Here is a 21,911-nt window from a genome sequence, read left to right on the forward strand (position 1 = left end):
AGGTAGTTTAAATTTTTGATAGCCCTAAAAACCATCATTCTATTAACAATAAAAGCATCTTTCAGGATGCTTTTATTGTTAATAGAATTTAAATTACAATTTACTTGGAGCCTGCTCTAAGTGAAACTTCACCAGGTTATCTATGGGTGAGCGGATAATGTTACCCATTTTCATGCCGTTTTCGGTAACCACTTCTTCGAGCACGTTACGGAAATTATAACCTACCGAACCAATACAGTTAAAACTGTAGTTCTGGTAACTGGGGTAGTGGGTTACCAGGTTGCGGAAAAAATCGTCGAACGATGTTTTTACCAGGTTACGGGTATATTCGAGGTGTACGTTATTATCGTACACAAATTTGCTAAATCCAGCGCAAAAGCGGTTGGCCAGGGGTTGTGAGTAAACACGGTCGTTCACATCATCGGGAGTAAGGTGATAAGTGTCCCAAAAATTTTTCCTTACGGCTTCGGGCATGTAGCCACGCAGGTAATCAACCAATAGCTTTTTGCCTATATAGCAGCCGCTGCCTTCATCGCCTAATATGTATGCGCCTGAATCAATGTTGTTAACCACATCTTTACCATCATAAATACAAGTATTGGTACCCGTACCTAATATGGCTGCAAAGCCTTCCGTATGGCCCAATAATGCACGGGCAGCAGCCATTAAATCATGCCCAATGTTTACTTTAGCATTCACAAAAACCTGGCTCATGGCATCTTCTACCAGCTTGCGTTTTTCGGCAGTTGAGCATCCTGCTCCGTAATAGTTTACTTCGCTGAGCTGCTCTTTGTTTAAGTCGGACGGCAGGTTGTTTTGTAACGATTTAATAATGTACTCGGTACTTACAAAATAAGGATTATAACCTTCGGTATTAAAGTACACTTTTTTACCTTCATCGTTAACTAAACACCAGTTGGTTTTGGTAGAGCCGCCGTCGGCAATTAGTTTCATAGGCTTTATTGTAAAAATTAGTTGGGCTAAAAGTAGGATTTACTTAGTTTACAAAAAAATAAAATCATGTAAAAAATACACTAACCATCAATACACATTAAGCAATCGATTGTAATGTGTAATTATTTACTTAACATTAAACATAAACTAAATTAACGGTATAATGTTTATAACCATGAGCATAGTTGTGGTAAACGGTATAATCCTTGTGTTAAAATTTAATTTATATTTGCATCCTATCTTTGTATTTATTGTGAATTTTTAAAATGTTTGATCCTTTCATTAGTCCATCTGCAGCACGTTTACCGCAACTTCATCATACCACTATTGCAGTAATTGGATTGGGCTATGTTGGTCTTCCATTGGCAGTAGAACTTTCAACTAAGTATCCGGTTGTAGGTTATGATCACTCGTTTAACCGTATAGAAGAACTGAAAAGCGGGTTTGATAAAACGCAGGAAACATCATCGGAAAGACTGCAAGCTATAACCACCCATTTGCCAGAAGAAAAAGGATTATTGTTTACTAATGATACCGGTCATCTTAAAATATGTACTATTTATATAGTTTCAGTACCAACACCAACCGATAAACACAACAGGCCCGATTTGAGCCTGCTTATTAAAGCCAGTGAAACCATTGGCGCGGTTTTAAAACCGGGCGATGTGGTAATTTACGAATCGACCGTTTACCCGGGTGTAACCGAAGAAATTTGTGTGCCAGTGCTCGAAAAGATATCGGGCTTGAAATTTAACCATCATTTCTATGCCGGTTATTCACCAGAACGCATTAATCCGGGCGATAAAGTGCATACCCTAACTAATATTATCAAGGTAACATCAGGGTCTACGCCCGAGGTAGCGGACTTGGTGGACAGCCTCTACAAATCAATTATAATTGCCGGCACACATAAAGCACCCAGTATTAAAATAGCCGAAGCGTGTAAGGTAATCGAAAATTCGCAACGCGATATTAACATTGCTTTTGTTAATGAGATTGCTAAAATATTTTGCTTGCTCGACATTGACACACAAGCTGTGTTGGAAGCGGCAGGTACCAAATGGAACTTTTTGAAATTTAAACCGGGTTTAGTAGGGGGGCACTGCACCGGTGTAGACCCCTATTACCTGGCTCAAAAGGCGCAGGAGGTGGGTTATCACCCCGAGATTATTTTAGCTGGGCGCCGCATTAATGATGGCATGGGTACTTATGTAGCCCAGGAAGTAGTTAAGCTGATGATTAAAAATGATATAAGCGTTAAGCAAGCTAATATACTTATTTTAGGATTTACATTTAAAGAAAACTGCCCCGATGTACGAAACACCAGGGTGATTGATATTATACTAACCCTGCAAGAGTACGATACTAATTGCGAAGTTTACGACCCCTGGGCCGATAAGAAAGAGGTAAAGCACGAATATGGTTTAAGTATATGTAACCAGTATGTTGAATTAAAAGGTAGTTATGATGCTATAATTTTGGCGGTTGCCCATCACGAATTTTTGACGTTTGATTTAAATTTGCTTAAAAGTAAACCTCAAAGTGTTATTTACGATATAAAAAGCATACTTAATAAAAGTTTAGTAAATGGTCGATTGTAAGGGATTATTATAAGTTAGAATAACTTTGGCTTACAATTTATTGTATAAATTAATAATGGTTCAAATTTTGATAGTATTTATTTGATGAATTACGATATTAACCAGTATCTGGTTCAAAAGTGAGTTTTGTAAGTTAATGGGTGTAAATACCCGGTTATTTGTTACCTTCTATTTAAAAAAACATATTACTTTTGACAGATTTTGTAATTAAAATAAAACAGTTACCGTGCCCTTGAAAAAAATGAAATTTAATTTAATGTGGTGTTTTGTTATAATTTTAAATATAATATTTTCATCCTGCTCGTCAATAAAAAACATAAAATATTTTAAGGACATACCTGATGACAAATTAGAAACTGTTTTGGCTAAAGTGCCGTACATAGAACCTAAAATTCAACCCGATGATATTTTATCTGTAAGTATTCAAACGGTTGACCCTAATGCCACTCAGATTTTGAACGCAGGCAATTTGCAAAACGCAGCCATTGGAGCTACATCTGCCGGTAGTACCGGTAGTCAAAGTGTTTCTGGTTATTTAGTTGATAATAGTGGTAATATTGAGCTACCAGTAATGGGTAAAATAAAGGTAAGCGGTTCAACCACAGAGGAGGCTCGTGAGATTATAAGGATTAAAACAGCAGAATTTTTTAAAAATGCAACTGTTAATTTACGTTTTGCGAATTTTAGAGTAAGTATTGTTGGCGAGGTTGCCAAGCCTGCAACCTATGTTATATCTAACGAAAAGGTTACTATATTAGATGCTTTAGCGTTAGCAGGAGATTTGACCATTTACGGTAAACGTGACAACATAACTTTAATACGACAAGACGAAAGTGGCGAGCGTAAGGTAGTTAAGCTTGACCTTACCAATAGTGCAGTTTTAAATTCACCATATTATTATTTACGCCAAAACGACTATATATATGTTGAGCCTAGTAACTCCAAAATAGCTTCTTCTGATGCAATTCAAAACCGAAATATTTCAATTATAACCGCTGTAGGTGCTTCCTTAATTTCTGTAATAGCTATTTTGCTAAGTACCAGATAAGATATAAATTTCAAATGTCTACAAATCATAATTATAATAATAACTTAAAAGATAATCAACAAATTGACGAAGATGTTATAGATTTAAAACAAATTGTTTTAAAAATTACACACAACTGGCCACTCTACTTATTAAGTATCATATTATGTGTATTTTTAGCTGTACTGTATGCTTATTATACACCTAAAAGCTGGCAGGTAAATAGTAAAATACTTGTTAAAAACGATAACAATGACGCCAAAAGTGCATTGGGTGGTAGCATAAGTAGTGACGTAGGATCACTTTTTAGTGCTAAAAGCAGCGCGGATAACGAAATTCAAGTTTTAAGATCTAGAACATTGATGAAAAATACAGTTGAGGCAATGCAACTCAATGTTAAAGTTTTTTCTGTTAATGGTTTTAAAAGTATAGAAATTTATAACGAGGCGCCATTCACATTAGTTTTGGTTGCTAAAACAGATTCTATAGTAACAACTGGATACAATATAGAAATTACCGGAAACAATAGTTTTACAATAACAGATAACGAGGATTTTAAAGAAACAACGCAGTTTGGCAAAATAATAAAGTTTAATCAATATGATTTAATATTTCATTTAAAGCCTAATGTAAAGTGGGCCAAGAAATATAAAATCAGCATTCAATCAACAGATGCTGCAATTAGCAATTTTACGCAAGACTTTTTAGTCGGTTTATCAGATAAGCAGGCCTCTACTATAGATCTTTCTTTAAATTATTCTCATCCTGCTAAAGGTGAGGCCATATTAAATAAGATAATGCAATTATATCTATCTTCTAATTTGCAAAATGAGAAACAAATAGCTGACAGTACAATGGCATTTATTGATACCCGAATAGGTTTGGTATCAAAAGAATTAAATAATATTGAGAAAAAGTTTGAAAATTATAAAACTGAAAATAATATAGCAAATATCAGCGAGCAGTCTAAAGCATTGGTTTCAAGTGCAAGCGATTACTATGATAAAATAGCGCAACAAGATGTACAGATTTCAATTGTTAAAGACATTGAACAGTACTTGAAAAATCCCTTAAACAGAAATATTATTCCAAGTTCTTTAATTAACACTGCTGATTTGGCTTTTGGACAGTCAATTAAAGATTATAACGATTTGTTAGTGGCCAGGGATAAGGCGAGTTTATCATATACAGACGAAAATCCGGTTATTCAAAATATTAATAAGCAAATTGATAATTTACGATTAAATATACTTCAAAATATTAATATATACCGAAATGGGTTGCAGGTCGGTAAAAAGCAAATACAAAAGCAAAATTCTGGTTTTACAGGTCAGCTTAGCCAATTACCTGGAAAAGAACGTATTTATCTCGACTTTTCGCGCCAGCAAAATTTAAAGCAACAATTATATCTTTTTCTGCTTCAGAAACGTGAAGAAACTGCAATTTTTAGAAACTCTACTATATCAAATTCAAGGATCATAGATACTGCAAAAAGCGATTTTTTTCCATATAAACCTAAAAGATCTACTATGTATTTGATAGGATTTATAATAGGAATAATGCTTCCTTCAATTTATTTAATGATCTCGGCATTTTTAAATGTAAGAATTGATGGCAAGAGCGATATCGAAAAAGCTACAACTGCACCAATACTTGGAGAAATTGGACATAACAGTGATAAGCAAAGTTTGGTTACCGGCACAAATTCAAGATCAGTAATTTCTGAACAATTTAGAAGTTTACGAACCAATTTGCAGTTTGTTTTAGATCCATCCAAATCCAATGTGTTACTATTTACATCAAGTATGAGCGGTGAGGGGAAATCATTTCTATCATTAAATATTGGAAGTGCTTTAGCGTTGACAAATAAAAAGGTTGTTTTTATGGAGATGGACTTAAGAAAACCAAAATTATCTGAAAGTGTTGGTTTAGATATCAATAATGGTTATACAAACTACGCTATATCAGACAATGATGATTATGATTATAGTAAATTACTTAAGCCACTTAGTTTTAACAAAAACTGCTATTTAATATCATCAGGCCCAATACCTCCAAATCCTGCCGAACTACTAATTAATGGTAAAATGGAAAAATTAATTAGCTACTTAAAAGGAGAATTTGACTACATAATTTTTGATTGTCCTCCGGTAGGTTTGGTTACAGATGCATTAATGCTTGAAAAGTATGCTGATATAGTCTTTTATGTAACAAGGGAGGGCTTCACTTATAAATCTCAATTGAATATTGTTAATCAATTATTAAACTCTAACAAGGTTAAAAATATATACCTCATTGTTAATGATATAAAAAGTCAAAAATTAGGATATTCATCATACCAACAAGCTTATGGTTACGGAATAGAAGAGAATGTGTCTTGGTTATCTAAGTTTAAATTTTGGAAATAATTCCAGTTTTTCCGAAAACCTTATTTGTTAATAATGTAATATACTTACAATCTGTTTATCACTAATATGTACACGCTTAAAATTGATAAAATATTTCAAGAGACAGAAGACGCTGTTACGCTATCTTTTAAGCAACCAGGGTTAAAAAAAGTTAAATACCTACCAGGTCAATATCTAAGTGTTATTTTTCGGATAAATGGACGTAGATATGTTAGACCATATTCTCTATCTTCAGCACCCGGAGTAGATGCAACACTCAATATAACTATTAAAAGGGTACCCGGCGGAATAGTTTCTAATCATATTGTTGATAAATTATCTGTTGGAGATATTGTAGAAGTAATGGCACCTATGGGAGATTTCACCATAGAAAATGCTGAAATATCTGCAGAAAGTAGAATAATGCTTTGGGGCGTTGGAAGTGGTATAACCCCATTAATGTCAATTGCTAAATATGCATTACACAATAAATTATGTAGTCATGTAACTATGATTTATGGTAATCGGAATCATGAATCGGTGATTATGAAGGACAATATTGCAGACCTGCAAAAACTTTATCCAGAAACATTTGCAGTTTGGCATTTTCATACAAAATTAGTAGTTGATCCGTCAAAACCTAATATCATTCAAGGTCGTATTAACCCCGAAAAAGTTTTATCTGTACTGTCTAAAGAAACAGATTTAAAACATACCTCACACTTTATATGTGGTCCAACAGGCTTAAAAGAATCAGTAAAGCAAGAATTATTAAAACAGGGTGTGCTTAGTAATCGTATTTTTTCTGAAGATTTTGAAGTTGTAAGAGATCCTAAAAGCTTTGAGGATATAATTACCAGAACTGTACAAATAAATTTTAATAATGTTGTATATCAGGTTGAAGTAGCAAAAGGTAAAAGCATATTAGAAGCAGGGTTAGACTCTCTAATTGAGATTCCGTACTCTTGCCAAACAGGTAATTGCTCAATGTGCAAAGGAATTATTGTTAAGGGCGATGTAAAAGTACTTGGTGTAAAAAGTAATGATATACTATTAAATGCCAACGAAAAGCTTTTGTGTTGCAGCTTTCCATTAACCAATGATGTTGAAGTTTTAATAAATTAAAAATTATATATGAAAGTAGTATTACTTGCTGGAGGATTAGGTACGCGCCTGTCTGAAGAAACCGTTTTAAAGCCAAAGCCAATGGTTGAAATAGGCGGTATGCCCATCTTATGGCACATAATGAAGATATATTCGTCTTATGGTTTTAATGACTTTGTTGTTTGCTTAGGTTATAAAGGGTATGTAATTAAAGAATATTTTGCAAACTACTTCATGCATAAATCTGATGTTACAATTGATCTTAAAGATAACTCAATAAAAGTACATGATTCGCAAGCAGAACCCTGGACTATTACTTTAGTAGATACAGGAAATGAATCAATGACTGGTGGTCGTATTAAACGTGTTCAACCTTATACCAATAATAAACCATTTATGCTTACTTATGGTGATGGTGTGGGTGACATAAACATTGCCGAACTTGTACAATATCATAAAGAACATGGCAAACTTTGTACGGTAACTTCAGTTCAACCATCTGGCAGATTTGGGGCTTTAAATATATTAGAAGATTCGAGTGTGCATTCATTTATGGAAAAACCAAAAGGTGATGGGGCATGGATAAACGGAGGCTTTTTTGTTTGCGAACCCAATGTATTTGACTATATTAAAGATGGTGATAGCACTATATGGGAGCAAAAGCCAATGGAACAAATTGCTAATGACGGACAAATGAACGCATACAAACATGACGGATTTTGGCGTCCAATGGATACATTGAAAGATAAACATGATTTAAATGAAATGTGGGATAAGAATAAAGCGCAATGGAAAACATGGTAACAATGTTGGACACCTTATTTAATACTTACAAAGGAAAAAAAGTGTTTTTAACAGGGCATACAGGCTTTAAAGGGTCTTGGATGCTTAAAATGTTAAAATTATTAGGTGCTGATGTAACCGGATTTTCATTGGCTCCTCTTACAAAAGATGATTTGTATTATTTGATTTCTGGTGGAGAAATTTGCCAATCAATTATTGGTGATATAAGACATGCTCAAACTTTAAAACAAGCGATAATTGACTCAGACCCTGACTTCGTTTTTCATTTGGCTGCACAGCCATTGGTCCGGTTGTCTTATGAAATTCCTTCCGAAACGTTTGAAGTTAATGCTATTGGAACCGCAAACTTACTGGATGGTGTAAGGGCGCTAAAAAAGCGATGCAATGTGGTATTAATAACTACAGATAAGGTTTATTATAATAACGAATGGGAATACCCCTACAGGGAGAGCGACCGTTTAGGTGGTTACGATCCGTATAGTGCAAGTAAGGCATGTGCTGAATTGGTTATAAGTTCTTACGTTAACTCTTTTTTTAACCCCATTAATTACCAAACACATCAAAAAGCAGTAGCGGTTGGTCGGGCAGGTAATGTTATAGGTGGAGGGGATTGGTCATTGGATAGGTTAATACCCGATATTGCAAGAGCGCTTATTCAACAAAACGAAGTTGTGATAAGGAACCCCTCATCGGTACGCCCATGGCAGCATGTACTCGAGCCCCTTACCGGATACTTACTTTTAGGAGCTAAATTGCAGCAGGATCCTAATAAATATGCGCAACCCTATAACTTCGGACCTTATGCCGAAGATGCTTTGCCTGTTTTAAGTATGGTTAATTTGGCAATAAAATGTTGGGGCTCCGGTAGTTACTATTTGCCCGAGCTCTTAAATCAACCTCATGAAGCTGGCTTGCTCAAATTAGATATTAGTAAAGCTGTAGCGCAGCTTGGATGGAAACCGCGTTTTAACGCACAAAAAGCTGTTGACTACACAATTGAATGGTATAAGCAATTTGCTGAAAATAGAGATAACATAGATACATTTACTGAAGACCAGATAAAGTTTTTCTTAAAGTTAGGCGAAGGTCAAATTTAATTTATCGATGATCAAACTTAACGAGGACTTAGAGCTTATATTAAAAGATACATCACATCTGTGGGAGGGTATTAACGGTGAAAATTTTTTAATTACAGGAGGAACCGGGTTTTTCGGAAAATGGTTGCTGAGTAGTTTTAGTTACATTAATACTAAAAGATCTTTAAACAATAAGCTTTATGTTTTATCAAGAAATCCTTCGTCATTTTTAAAACAACATCCTGAGTTTTCTGACCTAAATGATATTATATTTATTGAAGGTGATGTTACAACATTTGAAGTTGAAACAGAAATAACTATTAATTATATAATTCATGCGGCAACTGATGCCAACATGGAAATGAATAAGAGTAGTCCACTCTTAATGTATGACACTATAGTTAATGGTACAAGGAATATTTTAGAAATAGCGCGCAAAAAAAAAGTTAAAGCTGTATTACATACCAGCTCAGGGGCTGTATATGGTAGCCAACCATCTCATGTAACACACATTACAGAAACCTACAAAGGTTGCCCTGATATATCTAACTTAAATGCGGCATACGGTGAAGGCAAACGGGTTGCAGAAATGTTGGCTAATTTTTATTATAGTCATTATCAGATAAACTCGAAAATAGCCAGGTGTTTTGCGTTCGTAGGGCCATATCTACCTTTGGATGGCACCTACGCTATAGGAAATTTTATAAGAGATGGTTTAAATGAAAGGGATATAAATGTACAAGGCGATGGAACACCATATCGTTCCTATTTATATGCATCAGATTTAACTACTTGGTTATGGACTATATTATTTAAAGGGTTACCATGTGAGCCTTATAACGTTGGCTCGGATAAAGATTTGACCATTAAAGAATTAGCAAAATTGATAGCTGGATATAATCAAAGCTCTGTTGTACGCATAGCAACTCTTCACCCCATTAATAACAAAGTATCGAGATATGTTCCTTCAATTGATAAGGCTAAAAATGAATTAGAACTAAAAATAAATGTACCTTTAGAAAAGGCAATTAAGAAAACATTTGAATTTTATAATACTGGTGTGTAGGGTACTAAATGTTTAAAATCTTTGTATTTGATAAACAATTATAAATACAATTTAAGATAAATCTGTTAATGAAAGCATCCGACTATGTGGCCAATTTTTTAGATAAAAAAGGGGTAAAATATATATTTGAACTTTCAGGTGGGATGATAACCCACTTGTTAGATTCTATAAGTCAAAAAACCAAGATCAATATAATAACAATGCACCATGAACAATCAGCTGCTTTTGCTGCTGATGCTTATGGCCGGGTTACCGGGATACCTGGTGTTGCTTTAGCAACCAGTGGGCCTGGTGCAACCAACCTTATTACAGGCATTGGTAGTTGTTATTTTGACTCTACTCCAGCTGTTTTTATTACAGGGCAGGTTAATCGTCACGAACAAAAGGGTGATAGGAAGATAAGGCAGCTTGGGTTTCAGGAAACTGATATAATTTCGATGGTTAAGCCTATAACTAAGGCATGTTTTCAGGTACAAGATGTAAATGATTTACCCGAAACTTTGGAGAAGGCATTCTTTATTGCTACAGAGGGCAGGCCCGGTCCTGTTTTAATTGATATTCCGATGGATGTTCAAAGATCGATAATTACAGTTCCCGAAGCTGCGAAAATTGAGCATGAACTACCGTCTCCTAACCAGAACGAAATAGATGCTATTGTTTCCAGTATTAAACAAGCATCTAAACCAATGTTATTAGTTGGAAGAGGTGTTAGATCTGGATTTGCAATCGAAGCAATGAAAGCTTTTATTGAACATACCTATCTTCCGGTAATTACTACATTGTTGGCCATTGATGCCGTAGAGTATGATTATCCTTATAGGGTTGGTTTTATTGGTAGCTATGGAAATAGGTGGGCTAATATAGCTTTCGGGGAGTGTGATCTATTAATAGTAGTTGGTAGCAGATTAGATATCCGCCAAACCGGAGCTGACACTAAATTTTTCGAAAACAGAACAATTTATCATATAGATTGTGATGCCGAAGAAATTAACAACCGTATTAAGGGATGTATTCCAATAATTGCAGACACCAAAATATTTTTTGAAAATTTTAACGCATCTACAAAAGAAATTACATTTACAGAACCAGCAGAATGGAATTCTTATATAGATAGTTTAAAAACTAAGTGGCCCGATACAAAGGAGCTTTCGGTTGAAGGCATAAATCCTAACAGCTTTATTCATTCGTTATCACAGGTATCTAAGCTGTCAAAAGGATATATAGCTGATGTAGGCAGTCACCAAATGTGGGCAGCTCAGTCAATAGAAATATATAAAGATCAGGTATTTTTAACCTCGGCGGGCATGGGAGCAATGGGATATGCTTTACCGGCGAGTATAGGTGCATCATGTGCTGATAACTTACAGCCTTATGTTGTTATCATTGGCGATGGTTGTATGCAGTTGAATATCCAGGAACTGCAAACAATTGTACGTAATAAGTTACCTATAAAAATTATAGTCATGAACAACCAAAATTTGGGTATGATCAGGCAGTTTCAGGATAGCTACTTTGAATCAAGATATCAATCAACTTATTGGGGATATAGTGCGCCTGATTTTGAAAAAGTTGCTAATGCGTATGGTATTAATAGCTTAACTATATCGGTCGAAGCGCAAGTTAATGATGCAGTGAATTGGTTATGGAATCATGAAAACGAAAATATGCCTGTACTACTCCAGGTTATGATAAACCCACATACTAATACCTATCCTAAAATTGCTTTTGGTAAGCCCATTACTGAAATGGAACCCTTTGCACAGCCTATTGAAATGGAAGGTACTTAAATAATTAAAATAATTAAATAATTAAATAATATACATTTTATAATATGTTGAATAACATTAATAATTCAGAACTTGAAACGCTTCTTCGCGAAATAGCTAAGAGAAAAACAACTCAAACCATTATTCCTGGCCAAAATTATATCCCGGTTACTGGTAAGGTGCTTGATGAAGAAGATATTTTATATGGTGTTGACGCAGCTTTAGACGGATGGCTTACAACCGGAAGATTTGCAAATAAATTTGAAGCAGAATTTGCATCATATTTTAATGCACACAAAGCATTGCTGGTTAATTCAGGATCTTCTGCAAACTTAGTTGCCTTTTATGCGCTAACATCACCTAAACTTGGTGATCGTGCTGTAAAAAAAGGAGACGAAGTTATTACAGTTGCCGCCGGTTTTCCAACAACAGTAAACCCTATAGTGCAATTTGGTGCAATACCAGTTTTTGTGGATGTTGACATTGCAACTCATAACGTTAAAGCAGAAGATATAGAGGCAGCAGTATCACCAAAAACAAAGGCTATTATGATAGCGCATTCATTAGGTAACCCTTTTGATTTGGACGAAGTGATGCGTGTAGCCAAAAAGTATAACTTATGGGTTATTGAAGATGATTGCGATTCTTTAGGGGCTACTTATAAAGGTAAAAAGACAGGTACATTTGGTGATATATCTACATTTTCGTTTTATCCTGCACACCACATTACAATGGGCGAAGGCGGTGCTGTATTAATTAATAACCCCGAATTAGCAAAATTGGCCGAAAGCTTTCGCGATTGGGGACGTGATTGTTACTGTGAACCAGGTAAAGACAACACATGTGGCTGTCGCTTTTCGCAACAATTAGGATCATTACCATATGGATATGATCATAAGTATACTTACTCGCATGTGGGCTTTAACTTAAAAGTAACCGATATGCAAGCTGCTTTTGGTGTATCTCAACTTAAAAAGTTAGATCATTTTGTTCAAAGGCGTCGTGAAAATTATGCGGCCTTGTATGAAAGAATGAAAGAACTGGAAGATATTTTTATATTACCTAAAGCTACTGAAAATAGTGATCCTTCTTGGTTTGGTTTTTTATTAACCTTACGCGAAGGAGATTCAACCGATAGGCAAATGCTTGTACAGCATCTTGAAGAAAATAAAATTGGAACGAGACTACTATTTGCCGGTAACCTGTTGCGTCAGCCTGCTTATGCAAACGTACCACACAGAAGCATTGGGGACCTTCCCAATACAGATATTATAATGAACCAGTCGTTTTGGTTGGGTGTTTGGCCAGGACTAAACGAAAGCCATTATGATTATATGCTTGATGTAATAAAGAAATACTTGCAATAGCCTGTGATTAATTTATTAAGAAAGTATTCTACAAAATTTGGTGTTGATGGTGCTATAATTTATACAGTTCTTAGCCGGCTTGTGCAAGCGGGAGGAGGGTTAATAGCAATAATATTTATAGCTAAAAATTTAACAAAATACGAGCAAGGCTATTACTTTACTTTTGCAAGTATAATAGCAATTCAAGTCTTTTTTGAATTAGGGCTAAGTAGTATTATTACACAATATACTGCTCATGAATTTGCGCATCTGAAATTCTCAGAAGATAAAAGATTGATTGGCGATGATTATTATAAATCACGCCTTTCATCTTTGCTACAATTTTGTGTTAAATGGTTTGGTATAATTAGTGTTGCATTATTTGTAATATTAATTCTTGTTGGTTTTTATTTTTTCTTGAACTTTAATAAAAATGTTGAAGTTGAATGGCAAAAACCTTGGATAATTTTATGTTTATCAACAGCACTTAATTTATTCATAGATCCGATACTTGCTTTTTACGATGGTTTAGGAGAGGTAAAAGATATGGCAAAAGTTAGGCTGGTTCAAAGACTGGTAAACTTAGTGCTGTTGGTTTGCTTCTTTTCTTTGGGGTTAAAATTGTATTCAAGCGCTTTAGCTTCAGTTATATCAATAGGTATAAATTATGTTCAAATATTGCTTTCTAATAGGAAGCATGTATTACTTAGCATATGGCGATCAAAAAGTGAATGGGTAATAGATTATTTTAAGGAAATATTTCCATACCAGTGGCGCATTGCAGTGAGCTGGATAAGTGGTTATTTTATTTATCAATTATTTAACCCGGTGCTTTTTGCAACCGAAGGACCTGTTGTGGCCGGGCAAATGGGTATCACCATACAGGTACTTAATGGCATAACTGCAGTTGTAATGAGTTGGATTACTACAAAAATTCCAGTATTTTCTAATTTAATAGCAACTAAAAAATATAACGAACTTGATATATTATTTAACTCAACCTTACTTAGGGTTTCAGGAGTATATTTGTTTTTTTTGGTAATGTTCGATTTAAGTATATGGATAATGAACTACGCAAACTTACCATACAGTAACCGATTTTTACCACTTATACCAACAATTGTACTGTCATTCATATTTTTATTTAATCAAATAATATTTTCTTGGGCTACTTATATACGTTGCCATAAAATTGAGCCATACTTGTTATTTTCTATAGTATTTGCTGTGTTAACATCTTTGTCTACTTTTTTACTTGGAAACAATTATGGGTTAAATGGCATAATAGGCGGCTATGGAGGTTTAACGGTTATTAGTTTTATAATTTCATATTACATATTTATTAAGCAAAAAAATATACTTCATACTTAGTATAGTAATAGAATATTAAAATGTTTATCAATAAAAAAGAATTTAATAACCGTATTTATGGCTTGGATATGTTAAGAAGCATAGCCATTTTATTTGTATTAATAGCACATACAACCACATTTGTAACTGGTAAGGTTAGTCATCCACTAACTATTACCGGGTTTTATGGCGTTGAATTTTTCTTTGTTTTAAGTGGCTTTTTAATTGGAACAATACTTATTAAAATACATCATAAAGAACCTAATACATCAATAAAAAGTATCAAAGCATTTTGGATACGGAGATGGTTTAGAACTCTGCCAAACTATTATTTGATGTTATTTATATACATGGCCTTATATTTTGTCACTAAACATGTTCTGTTAGTTTTGGATATCAATTACCTTGCTTACTTCGTGTTTTTACAAAATACATTTTCCCCACAACCCGATTTTTATAATATCTCCTGGAGTTTAAGTATCGAAGAGTGGTTTTACCTGATATTTCCTATACTATTATTTTCCTATCAAGGCTTTCAAAAAAACAAGAGGAAATCTGTGGTTTATACTGTAGCCACTATTATATTGTTTTGCTTAGTTGGACGAATAATAATTGCCTTAAACCAAAAAGAATTAGATTGGGATGGTTGGTTCAGAAAACTTATGCCCTTACGATTAGACGGAATTGCTTTTGGTGTTTTAGCCGCATATCTGAAATTTTATTATCAAAGCATATGGGTGAAATATAAAAGCTTGTTTGCATGCATCGGAATATTGTTGTTAAGTATTGTTTTTGTAGTTGTTTATAATGACGTTGTACTTAATACTAACTCGTTAAATATAAGCTTCTTTTCAAAAACGTTTTTGTTTACGATAAATAGTTTAGCAGTGGCATTATTACTACCATTTGTTTATGATATAAAAACCAATTCGAGATACCTTACATACTTAGTTACTATTATTAGTTTAATATCATATTCTATATACCTTGTTCATCCATTAGTAATTGGTATATTATCAAAGCTCGGATTAAAAAATGCTTTAGGCGTAATTTTGCTATGGGTTATAACAATAATCATATCTTATTTTCAATATAGTTTATTCGAAAGCAGGATTACAAAAATCAGGGATAGGTTGACTGATAAAAGTAATTCGATAAATGTTTTAAGTTAAGAGACTGATGGAATTTAACCCGGACATAACTATAGCTATACCTGTTTATGAGCGTTATGAATACTTTGAAGAGGCTATATACAGCGCTTTAAAACAAACCACTAAATGTCACATTATAGTGGTTGATAATTGTTCATCGCATAGTTTATTTAAAGAGTTTGTTGAAAACTTAAACTCAGAACATGTTAAATATTATAAAAATGACACTAATTTAGGGCCGATTGGTAATTGGAATCAATGCCTTTTTCATGTACAAACCAAATGGGCTTCCATACTACATTCTGATGATATGCTATCAACGTCGTATGTAAGTATAATGAGCAATTACATAACAGATAATCCAGATCAGATAGCTTTTATGTGTAAATATGAATCTGGAGAAGCTCCGATTGATATTTTAAAAACACCTTGTTTTGCAGTTATTAAAACCCTGAAAATTAAGCCATCGTTTTTCACATTTGGAAATGTAACAGCTTTTCCAGGAGTAATATTTGACAGAACTAAAGTAAAAAAGAACAGCTTTACTGAAAAATTACATACAGTGGCTGATTACGATCTCTGGCTCAACATTGCTATACAAAAACCAATTACATTGGTTAATGCTAAGTTGGCTTATTACAGACTGTCACCAACTCAGGATTCGGCTAATGTGTATAAAAAAGTTATTGAACAGTCTTTTGATTATAAAAAAAACCATATCCTTAAAACAAATAGGTTTATGAATTTTTTAGCGATGTATGAAATTTATTATACTTATAATTTTTATAAAAGGAAGTTTAATGTAGCAGATAGCGCTCATGAATTTGAAAATGAAGAGATAAATTCTTATTTCAATTACTTCGATAAATTACCGTATATAAAGTTTATGCCTTTTATATTTAAAGCCTATCGTAAGCTTTATTTATATACATCGGGTTTGTTGTAGTTCCTGTTAAGTTTTACTGAATTAAATTGTTAAATAAATGAATATAACAAAAACTGATTTTGAGGATCTGTATCTCATTAATTACAACAGTTTTACCGATTTAAGAGGCGAATTTGTGAAAACCATTCATGATGCAGCATTTGAATCATCACAATTAGATTTTAAATTTCACGAGAGTTTTTACTCTATATCACATAAAAATGTGATTAGGGGAATGCACTTTCAAAGTTTTCCTAATGATCATTGCAAATTAGTGTACCTGGTTAAGGGTGCTATTTTAGATGTAGTAATTGACCTTAGAAGCGGATCATCAAGCTTTGGCCAATTTTATTCAGTAGAACTAAACGAGCATACACGACAAGGCTTATATATTGGAAAAGGATTTGCGCACGGCTTTTTAAGCCTCACGGATGATAGTTTGGTAGAATATCATACTACCACAGCCCAAAGTAAGGATTCGGAAAATGGAATTAAATGGAATTCTTTCGGTTTTGACTGGGGAATAACCGATCCAATTATTTCAGAACGCGATAATAATTTGAGTGTATTTGACAGTCAATATAAATATTTTATATGAACATACTAATAATTGGCTCATCGGGCCTGGTAGGTGGAAACTTGTACAATGTTTGTAATAACACTAATATATTTAATAAAGTAATTGGTACACATTTAAATTATCCAACTTCAGGGTCGATATATTTTGATCCATCTAAGGGCATTCCTCAAGAAATTGAAAATAAGAGATGGGACGTAATAGTACATACAGGGGCATTAACACATGTTGATAAATGCGAAGAGGAGGTAGACCTTAGTTACAAGCTAACTGTTAATTCTACAGAGAAATTGTTAGATTTTGCAAAAAACAATAATTCCAAATTTGTTTATTTATCAACTGATTATGTTTTTGACGGGCTTAGTGGTCCGTACACCGAAGCAAGTGAAACTAATCCTTTAAATACATATGGGAAACACAAGCTCATTTCAGAAGAAATGGTTAGCGCTTATAGCAATTCGCTTATTATACGTATAACAAACGTTTACGGTGAAGAAATCAGGAATAAAAATTTTATAGCGCGAATACTTGAATCATTAAAAGGAGAGGGTATTATTGAAGTACAAGCCCCAATTGATCAGTTTGCAACCCCTGTAAATGCCAATGATGTGGCGAGAGCTATTGTTGCGCTCGTTAAAGATGATAAAACTGGTACTTATCACATTTCAAGTACCGATTTTATGTCAAGGGTACAACTTTTACAGCAAATTAATAAGGTTTTTAACAACAGGATTATTATAAGATCGGTAGAAACCTCTAATTTAAATCAGGCGGCGGTTCGCCCACTCAACGGCGGGTTGCTTGCTATTAAATTTATGAACGAATATCCTGACTTTATATTTTCAAACGTGAGCGATTATTTAAGGCAACATAATAAATGAGGTTAATAATCATTGGTCATATACTATAAGCTCCTGTATCAAATGAGCAAGAGAATTCTTTACGTTTTTAGGGGTGAAGGCGCCTCCGGAGCGGAAATTGTTATAGAGCGTTTAATAATCCGTAACACAGATGTTATTCCGTATATGTGTATGGCCCCCTGTTTGTTTGCAGAAAATTTTGCAAAGAACAATCCAAATTGTAAGCTCTATTTAATAGATAGATTGAAGAAATTAAATCGTAGCAGTACTTCACCATTAAATTTTTATGTTAAGGCGCTCACTAATTATTTTGTGATCTCTTACATGGTTTTAAGATATGCAAAAGCAAATCAAATAAATGCAATTCATGCAAACACAGTTGTGCCTGCTGCCTATTTATTACCTGCCTTAATATATTCTAAGTTGTTTAAAACCAAAATATATTGGGTGTGGAGTGATCATGATTTAAAATATTTTTCAAAAATTGACCACCTTTTTTCTGGATGGTGCGTTAAATTATATAATAAAACATTAGTTGTTTCTGAAGCTGTTAAGAGTAAATATAACTCTTTAACTAATGTAGATGTGTTATATAATGGATTAGATATTAACTACTTTAAACCAAACCTTAAGGAACGACAATTATTTAGGGAAAATCATCAAATACCAGAAAATATAATTGTGTTAGGTTTGCCTGCTGTAGTGGCACCACGAAAGGGTCAACTTGAATTAGCTAAAGTATTTAAGAGTATATTGTTAACCCTTCCTAATGCATTATTGTTGTACGCAGGTGGTGTGGCTGAAGATTCAGTGGATTATTCTAAAGAATTTTTTGAAGAAATTATGGATGTACCACAGATCAGATACATTGGAAAGGAGAGTAATATGCTTTCTTATTATAACGGATGTGATATAGTGATTAACAATAGCACTATGCTCGGTAGTGAACCACTTGGAACAACTATATATGAAGCAATGGCATGCGAAAAAATTGTTTTAGCCTCAGAAACAGGAGGAAGCCCCGAAATAATTGATGACCATGTAAACGGGTTTTTATTTAAGCCCGACAATACAGAAAGTTTAAAAACTGCTTTATTCAAAGTTTTGAAAGATTTTGGTACTTATGATAAATTAAGAAGTAAGGCAAGAAAGAAGGTTATAGAGAAATTTAATGTTGACACCATGATTGAAAATTATAATGGTGTTTTAAAAAGCTTATGACCAGTTTAATCATATTTTTATCGTTAGCCATTTTTATGAGCGCGGGCTATGTGGTGTGGCCCAGCAGATATAATGTTATTACACATTTAAGCATTGGTGGTAATTTTATTGCAACGTTTGTTCCTGCTATTATCTTAAATGTGCAAGATCGGTACTCATCACCTGCTGTAGAACTTTATAAAAATATACTATTGACGGGAGCAATATCATTTGTGGTTGGCTTAATATTAGGTTTCTCCAGAAGGTCATGGAAAACTAAGTTTACATTTGATCTTTTTCCCGATAATTTATATCAAAATCATGTTCTGAAAATAACTAAAATCCTATTAATTATTAGTATAATCCTACTCTCCCTAAGCTACTTAGGTATGGGCTTTGTTCCGGCATTTGCCGCCGATCCGCTATTGGCAAAATTTTTTAGAGGACCTTATCAGGCGCCATACATGCGTGTTGCAGTTTTGTTCAGATCATCGTTTTATATACTATCAACCATAATTCCTATTGCTGCAATTGCATGGTATCAAACCAAAAGTAAATTCTTCTTATTGGCCATACTAACAGCTGTGTTCTTAATGGCCTTATCCTTATCTCGAAGTCCGGCATTTAGTGGTTTAGTATTGGCATTTGCAACAGTAATGTCTTTTAAAGGGAAGTTTCATTTTAGGGTATTATTATTGGCTATAGTTGGCATTTATGTATTTAGTTCTATATTTTATTATTTAATAGGAGCGAGGGAGTTAGATTACTCGCGATTTAATACCAAACACCCTTATTGGGAAATAATTGCCTCTGGTTCATCAGATATTGATGATCAGTTACAATTTGTTGAAAAATTTATTCAAAAGCCTACCTGGACATATGGCAGAACCATGGTTGGCGGCTTAATACCCGGACATTACGAATGGAATCCAAGCGTTTATACACTTAATGTGTTAGCAAGCGGTGAGGACCTTAACGAAATTATTTCAGGTGGATTAAGGCTACCTGTTGCTTTATGGGGTTACGTATCCTTTGGTTGGGTAGGGGTTGTAATATTCAGCTTAATTTCGGGATTTTTGTATGGCTATTTTCTTAAATATGTTAAAACTAAGTTGTTAGCCAACAATTCCCTTCTTACCAAAATTGTGTTAATAGTGATTTTTAATGTCGTTTTTTCAAATTTTTACTACTTTTACATTTTATCTCTGTACATAATTCCTCCATCTATTGTAATGTTGTTATATATGTATCGGTTTAAAAGTAAGCCTGTTCAACTCCATTAAACTGTTTTACTAACTATTTTACTATTTAATTCGGCTTTAAGGTTATTAGAAATTGGTGATACAATTTTTCGTGCAAATAAGTAATCGGCTTTATATAGGGCATCCATGTCTTCTTCATCTAAAATAGCCGGTCTGCTGCCATGCTTTTTATTCCAGGAAATATATCTAAGGTTATTATTTACTACACTGTCTTTAAAGGGGGAATTTAATATGATTGTTTGAAATAAAAACTCTTCTGATACCAGTGTATTATTAAACCGTTTCCAAAATTTGTCATTAGTCTTTAAGTAATCAATTACAAATTTCAAACAGGGAGCGGTTAGTGACCACCATGTGCTTCCTCCATATATTTTTGGAAAATCTTTATTAAAGCCTCTTTTTATACCCAATGCCTTTTGTAAAATAAGTAGCCCTTTTAATATGCCTCTGCCCGATTTTTTATTACCACTTATATAATCGTTTAAATGGTAATAGTTTAATCTGCTCAAACCACCATCTTCATCTTTCCATAAATCATTTGGTACATCTATATATTCTAAGTATTGCTTACCCTTATTTTCAATTAGGAAATTTTTTATGTCATGGCTTGATTTTACCGGGTAATCTTGTCCGCTAATTAAATGTATATAATCAACATCATGCTTTAGTGCCAGTTCAGATAAATATAAAATACTCCTTAGGTGATTAACACTTCCCCAATAGGTATTGAATAATTGACCGGCAAAAATCACATTTGTTATATTATTAAGTTTATCAACTTCTTGTTTAGTAACTGTACTTTTGTTATTTATATGAATAAAAAAAATAAAATCATTTTCGTCAAAGCAACTAATAATGTCTATAATATGATTCACGTCTCTAAATGCAACAATTAGGATAGCATTTTTCATATCTTAATACCAATTTTATGTTTAATTTGTAAATAGCTTTTCTGTGAGACAAACATCAAACAAAAATTCTTTATACCCAAATGCAATTAATAGCATAAAATAGATAATTTAGCTTCTGATTAATAATCTAATATAAGACAATATTTACTCACTGATGAAGAAAGCACTAATAACAGGAATTACGGGTCAGGATGGGGCCTACTTAACCGAATTACTACTTGAAAAAGGTTACGAGGTACATGGTATTAAACGCCGTAGCTCCTTGTTCAATACCGACAGGATAGACCACCTGTACCAGGATCCGCATGAGGATCAGCCTAAATTAGTGCTTCATTACGGCGACCTGAGCGATTCGACTAACCTGATCCGTATTATCCAACAAGTACAGCCCGATGAGATTTATAACTTGGGTGCCATGAGCCATGTTAAAGTGAGCTTTGATACCCCGGAGTACACGGCCAATGCCGATGGTATAGGTACGCTGCGTTTGCTGGAAGCTATCCGTATTTTGGGTATGGAGAAAAAAACCCGTATTTACCAGGCC

At 33.8% G+C, this 21,911-nt stretch carries 19 protein-coding genes; 17 read left to right on the forward strand and 2 right to left on the reverse strand.

What is annotated here, in order from left to right:
* Positions 1-93: 93 nt before the first annotated feature.
* Positions 94-954: an N-acetylglucosamine kinase gene (locus ACFQ3S_RS04860; protein WP_377161798.1), complete on the reverse strand. Its 861-nt coding sequence runs from the start codon at positions 952-954 to the stop codon at positions 94-96.
* Between the two features lie 266 nt (positions 955-1,220).
* Here ACFQ3S_RS04860 and ACFQ3S_RS04865 point away from each other — a divergent pair, with 266 nt between their 5' ends.
* From ACFQ3S_RS04865 to ACFQ3S_RS04940, 16 genes are all read left to right on the forward strand, one after another.
* Positions 1,221-2,555, forward strand: a complete 1,335-nt coding sequence (locus ACFQ3S_RS04865; RefSeq protein ID WP_377161800.1) for a nucleotide sugar dehydrogenase — start codon at positions 1,221-1,223, stop codon at positions 2,553-2,555.
* A 241-nt stretch (positions 2,556-2,796) separates the two neighbouring features.
* On the forward strand, positions 2,797-3,603 hold the full coding sequence (locus tag ACFQ3S_RS04870) for a polysaccharide biosynthesis/export family protein (protein WP_377161801.1): 807 nt from the start codon (positions 2,797-2,799) through the stop codon (positions 3,601-3,603).
* A 14-nt stretch (positions 3,604-3,617) separates the two neighbouring features.
* Complete coding sequence (locus ACFQ3S_RS04875; RefSeq protein WP_377161803.1) at positions 3,618-5,990, forward strand: GumC family protein; 2,373 nt, start codon at positions 3,618-3,620, stop codon at positions 5,988-5,990.
* Between the two features lie 66 nt (positions 5,991-6,056).
* Positions 6,057-7,094, forward strand: coding sequence for a ferredoxin--NADP reductase (locus tag ACFQ3S_RS04880; RefSeq protein ID WP_377161805.1), 1,038 nt, complete (start codon positions 6,057-6,059; stop codon positions 7,092-7,094).
* Between the two features lie 9 nt (positions 7,095-7,103).
* Positions 7,104-7,877, forward strand: a complete 774-nt coding sequence (gene rfbF / locus ACFQ3S_RS04885; RefSeq protein ID WP_377161807.1) for a glucose-1-phosphate cytidylyltransferase — start codon at positions 7,104-7,106, stop codon at positions 7,875-7,877.
* On the forward strand, positions 7,862-8,974 hold the full coding sequence (gene rfbG, locus ACFQ3S_RS04890) for a CDP-glucose 4,6-dehydratase (protein ID WP_377161809.1): 1,113 nt from the start codon (positions 7,862-7,864) through the stop codon (positions 8,972-8,974). The genes rfbF and rfbG overlap by 16 nt, the downstream gene beginning before the upstream one ends.
* A gap of 7 nt (positions 8,975-8,981) precedes the next feature.
* Positions 8,982-10,019: an NAD-dependent epimerase/dehydratase family protein gene (locus ACFQ3S_RS04895; RefSeq protein ID WP_377161810.1), complete on the forward strand. Its 1,038-nt coding sequence runs from the start codon at positions 8,982-8,984 to the stop codon at positions 10,017-10,019.
* Between the two features lie 68 nt (positions 10,020-10,087).
* Positions 10,088-11,806: a thiamine pyrophosphate-binding protein gene (locus tag ACFQ3S_RS04900; RefSeq protein WP_377161812.1), complete on the forward strand. Its 1,719-nt coding sequence runs from the start codon at positions 10,088-10,090 to the stop codon at positions 11,804-11,806.
* A gap of 44 nt (positions 11,807-11,850) precedes the next feature.
* On the forward strand, positions 11,851-13,152 hold the full coding sequence (rfbH, locus tag ACFQ3S_RS04905; protein WP_377161814.1) for a lipopolysaccharide biosynthesis protein RfbH: 1,302 nt from the start codon (positions 11,851-11,853) through the stop codon (positions 13,150-13,152).
* Between the two features lie 3 nt (positions 13,153-13,155).
* Positions 13,156-14,502: a lipopolysaccharide biosynthesis protein gene (locus ACFQ3S_RS04910; protein ID WP_377161816.1), complete on the forward strand. Its 1,347-nt coding sequence runs from the start codon at positions 13,156-13,158 to the stop codon at positions 14,500-14,502.
* A 20-nt stretch (positions 14,503-14,522) separates the two neighbouring features.
* Complete coding sequence (locus tag ACFQ3S_RS04915) at positions 14,523-15,653, forward strand: acyltransferase family protein (RefSeq protein WP_377161818.1); 1,131 nt, start codon at positions 14,523-14,525, stop codon at positions 15,651-15,653.
* A gap of 7 nt (positions 15,654-15,660) precedes the next feature.
* Entirely contained in the window at positions 15,661-16,578 is a 918-nt protein-coding gene (locus ACFQ3S_RS04920; RefSeq protein ID WP_377161820.1) for a glycosyltransferase family 2 protein, read from the forward strand.
* Positions 16,579-16,615: 37 nt separating this feature from the next.
* On the forward strand, positions 16,616-17,155 hold the full coding sequence (gene rfbC, locus ACFQ3S_RS04925) for a dTDP-4-dehydrorhamnose 3,5-epimerase (protein ID WP_377161822.1): 540 nt from the start codon (positions 16,616-16,618) through the stop codon (positions 17,153-17,155).
* The gene (locus ACFQ3S_RS04930; RefSeq protein WP_377161824.1) at positions 17,152-18,015 is read left to right on the forward strand and encodes an SDR family oxidoreductase; all 864 of its coding nucleotides are present in this window, start codon (positions 17,152-17,154) and stop codon (positions 18,013-18,015) included. Before rfbC ends, ACFQ3S_RS04930 begins: the two co-directional genes overlap by 4 nt.
* A gap of 42 nt (positions 18,016-18,057) precedes the next feature.
* A complete protein-coding gene (locus ACFQ3S_RS04935) occupies positions 18,058-19,215 on the forward strand; it encodes a glycosyltransferase family 4 protein (protein ID WP_377161826.1) in 1,158 nt (385 codons plus the stop codon).
* Complete coding sequence (locus tag ACFQ3S_RS04940; protein WP_377161828.1) at positions 19,212-20,477, forward strand: O-antigen polymerase; 1,266 nt, start codon at positions 19,212-19,214, stop codon at positions 20,475-20,477. The genes ACFQ3S_RS04935 and ACFQ3S_RS04940 overlap by 4 nt, the downstream gene beginning before the upstream one ends.
* On the opposite strand, the gene ACFQ3S_RS04945 is transcribed toward ACFQ3S_RS04940, so the two are convergent.
* The gene (locus ACFQ3S_RS04945; RefSeq protein WP_377161830.1) at positions 20,474-21,367 is read right to left on the reverse strand and encodes a beta-1,6-N-acetylglucosaminyltransferase; all 894 of its coding nucleotides are present in this window, start codon (positions 21,365-21,367) and stop codon (positions 20,474-20,476) included. The two genes, ACFQ3S_RS04940 and ACFQ3S_RS04945, sit on opposite strands and share 4 nt — an antisense overlap.
* Before the next feature lie 154 nt (positions 21,368-21,521).
* Here ACFQ3S_RS04945 and ACFQ3S_RS04950 point away from each other — a divergent pair.
* A partial coding sequence (locus ACFQ3S_RS04950; protein ID WP_377161832.1) for a GDP-mannose 4,6-dehydratase occupies positions 21,522-21,911 on the forward strand: 390 nt, incomplete at its 3' end.

The sequence above is a fragment of the Mucilaginibacter terrae genome, from assembly GCF_042679325.1.
GTDB classification, from domain to species: domain Bacteria; phylum Bacteroidota; class Bacteroidia; order Sphingobacteriales; family Sphingobacteriaceae; genus Mucilaginibacter; species Mucilaginibacter terrae.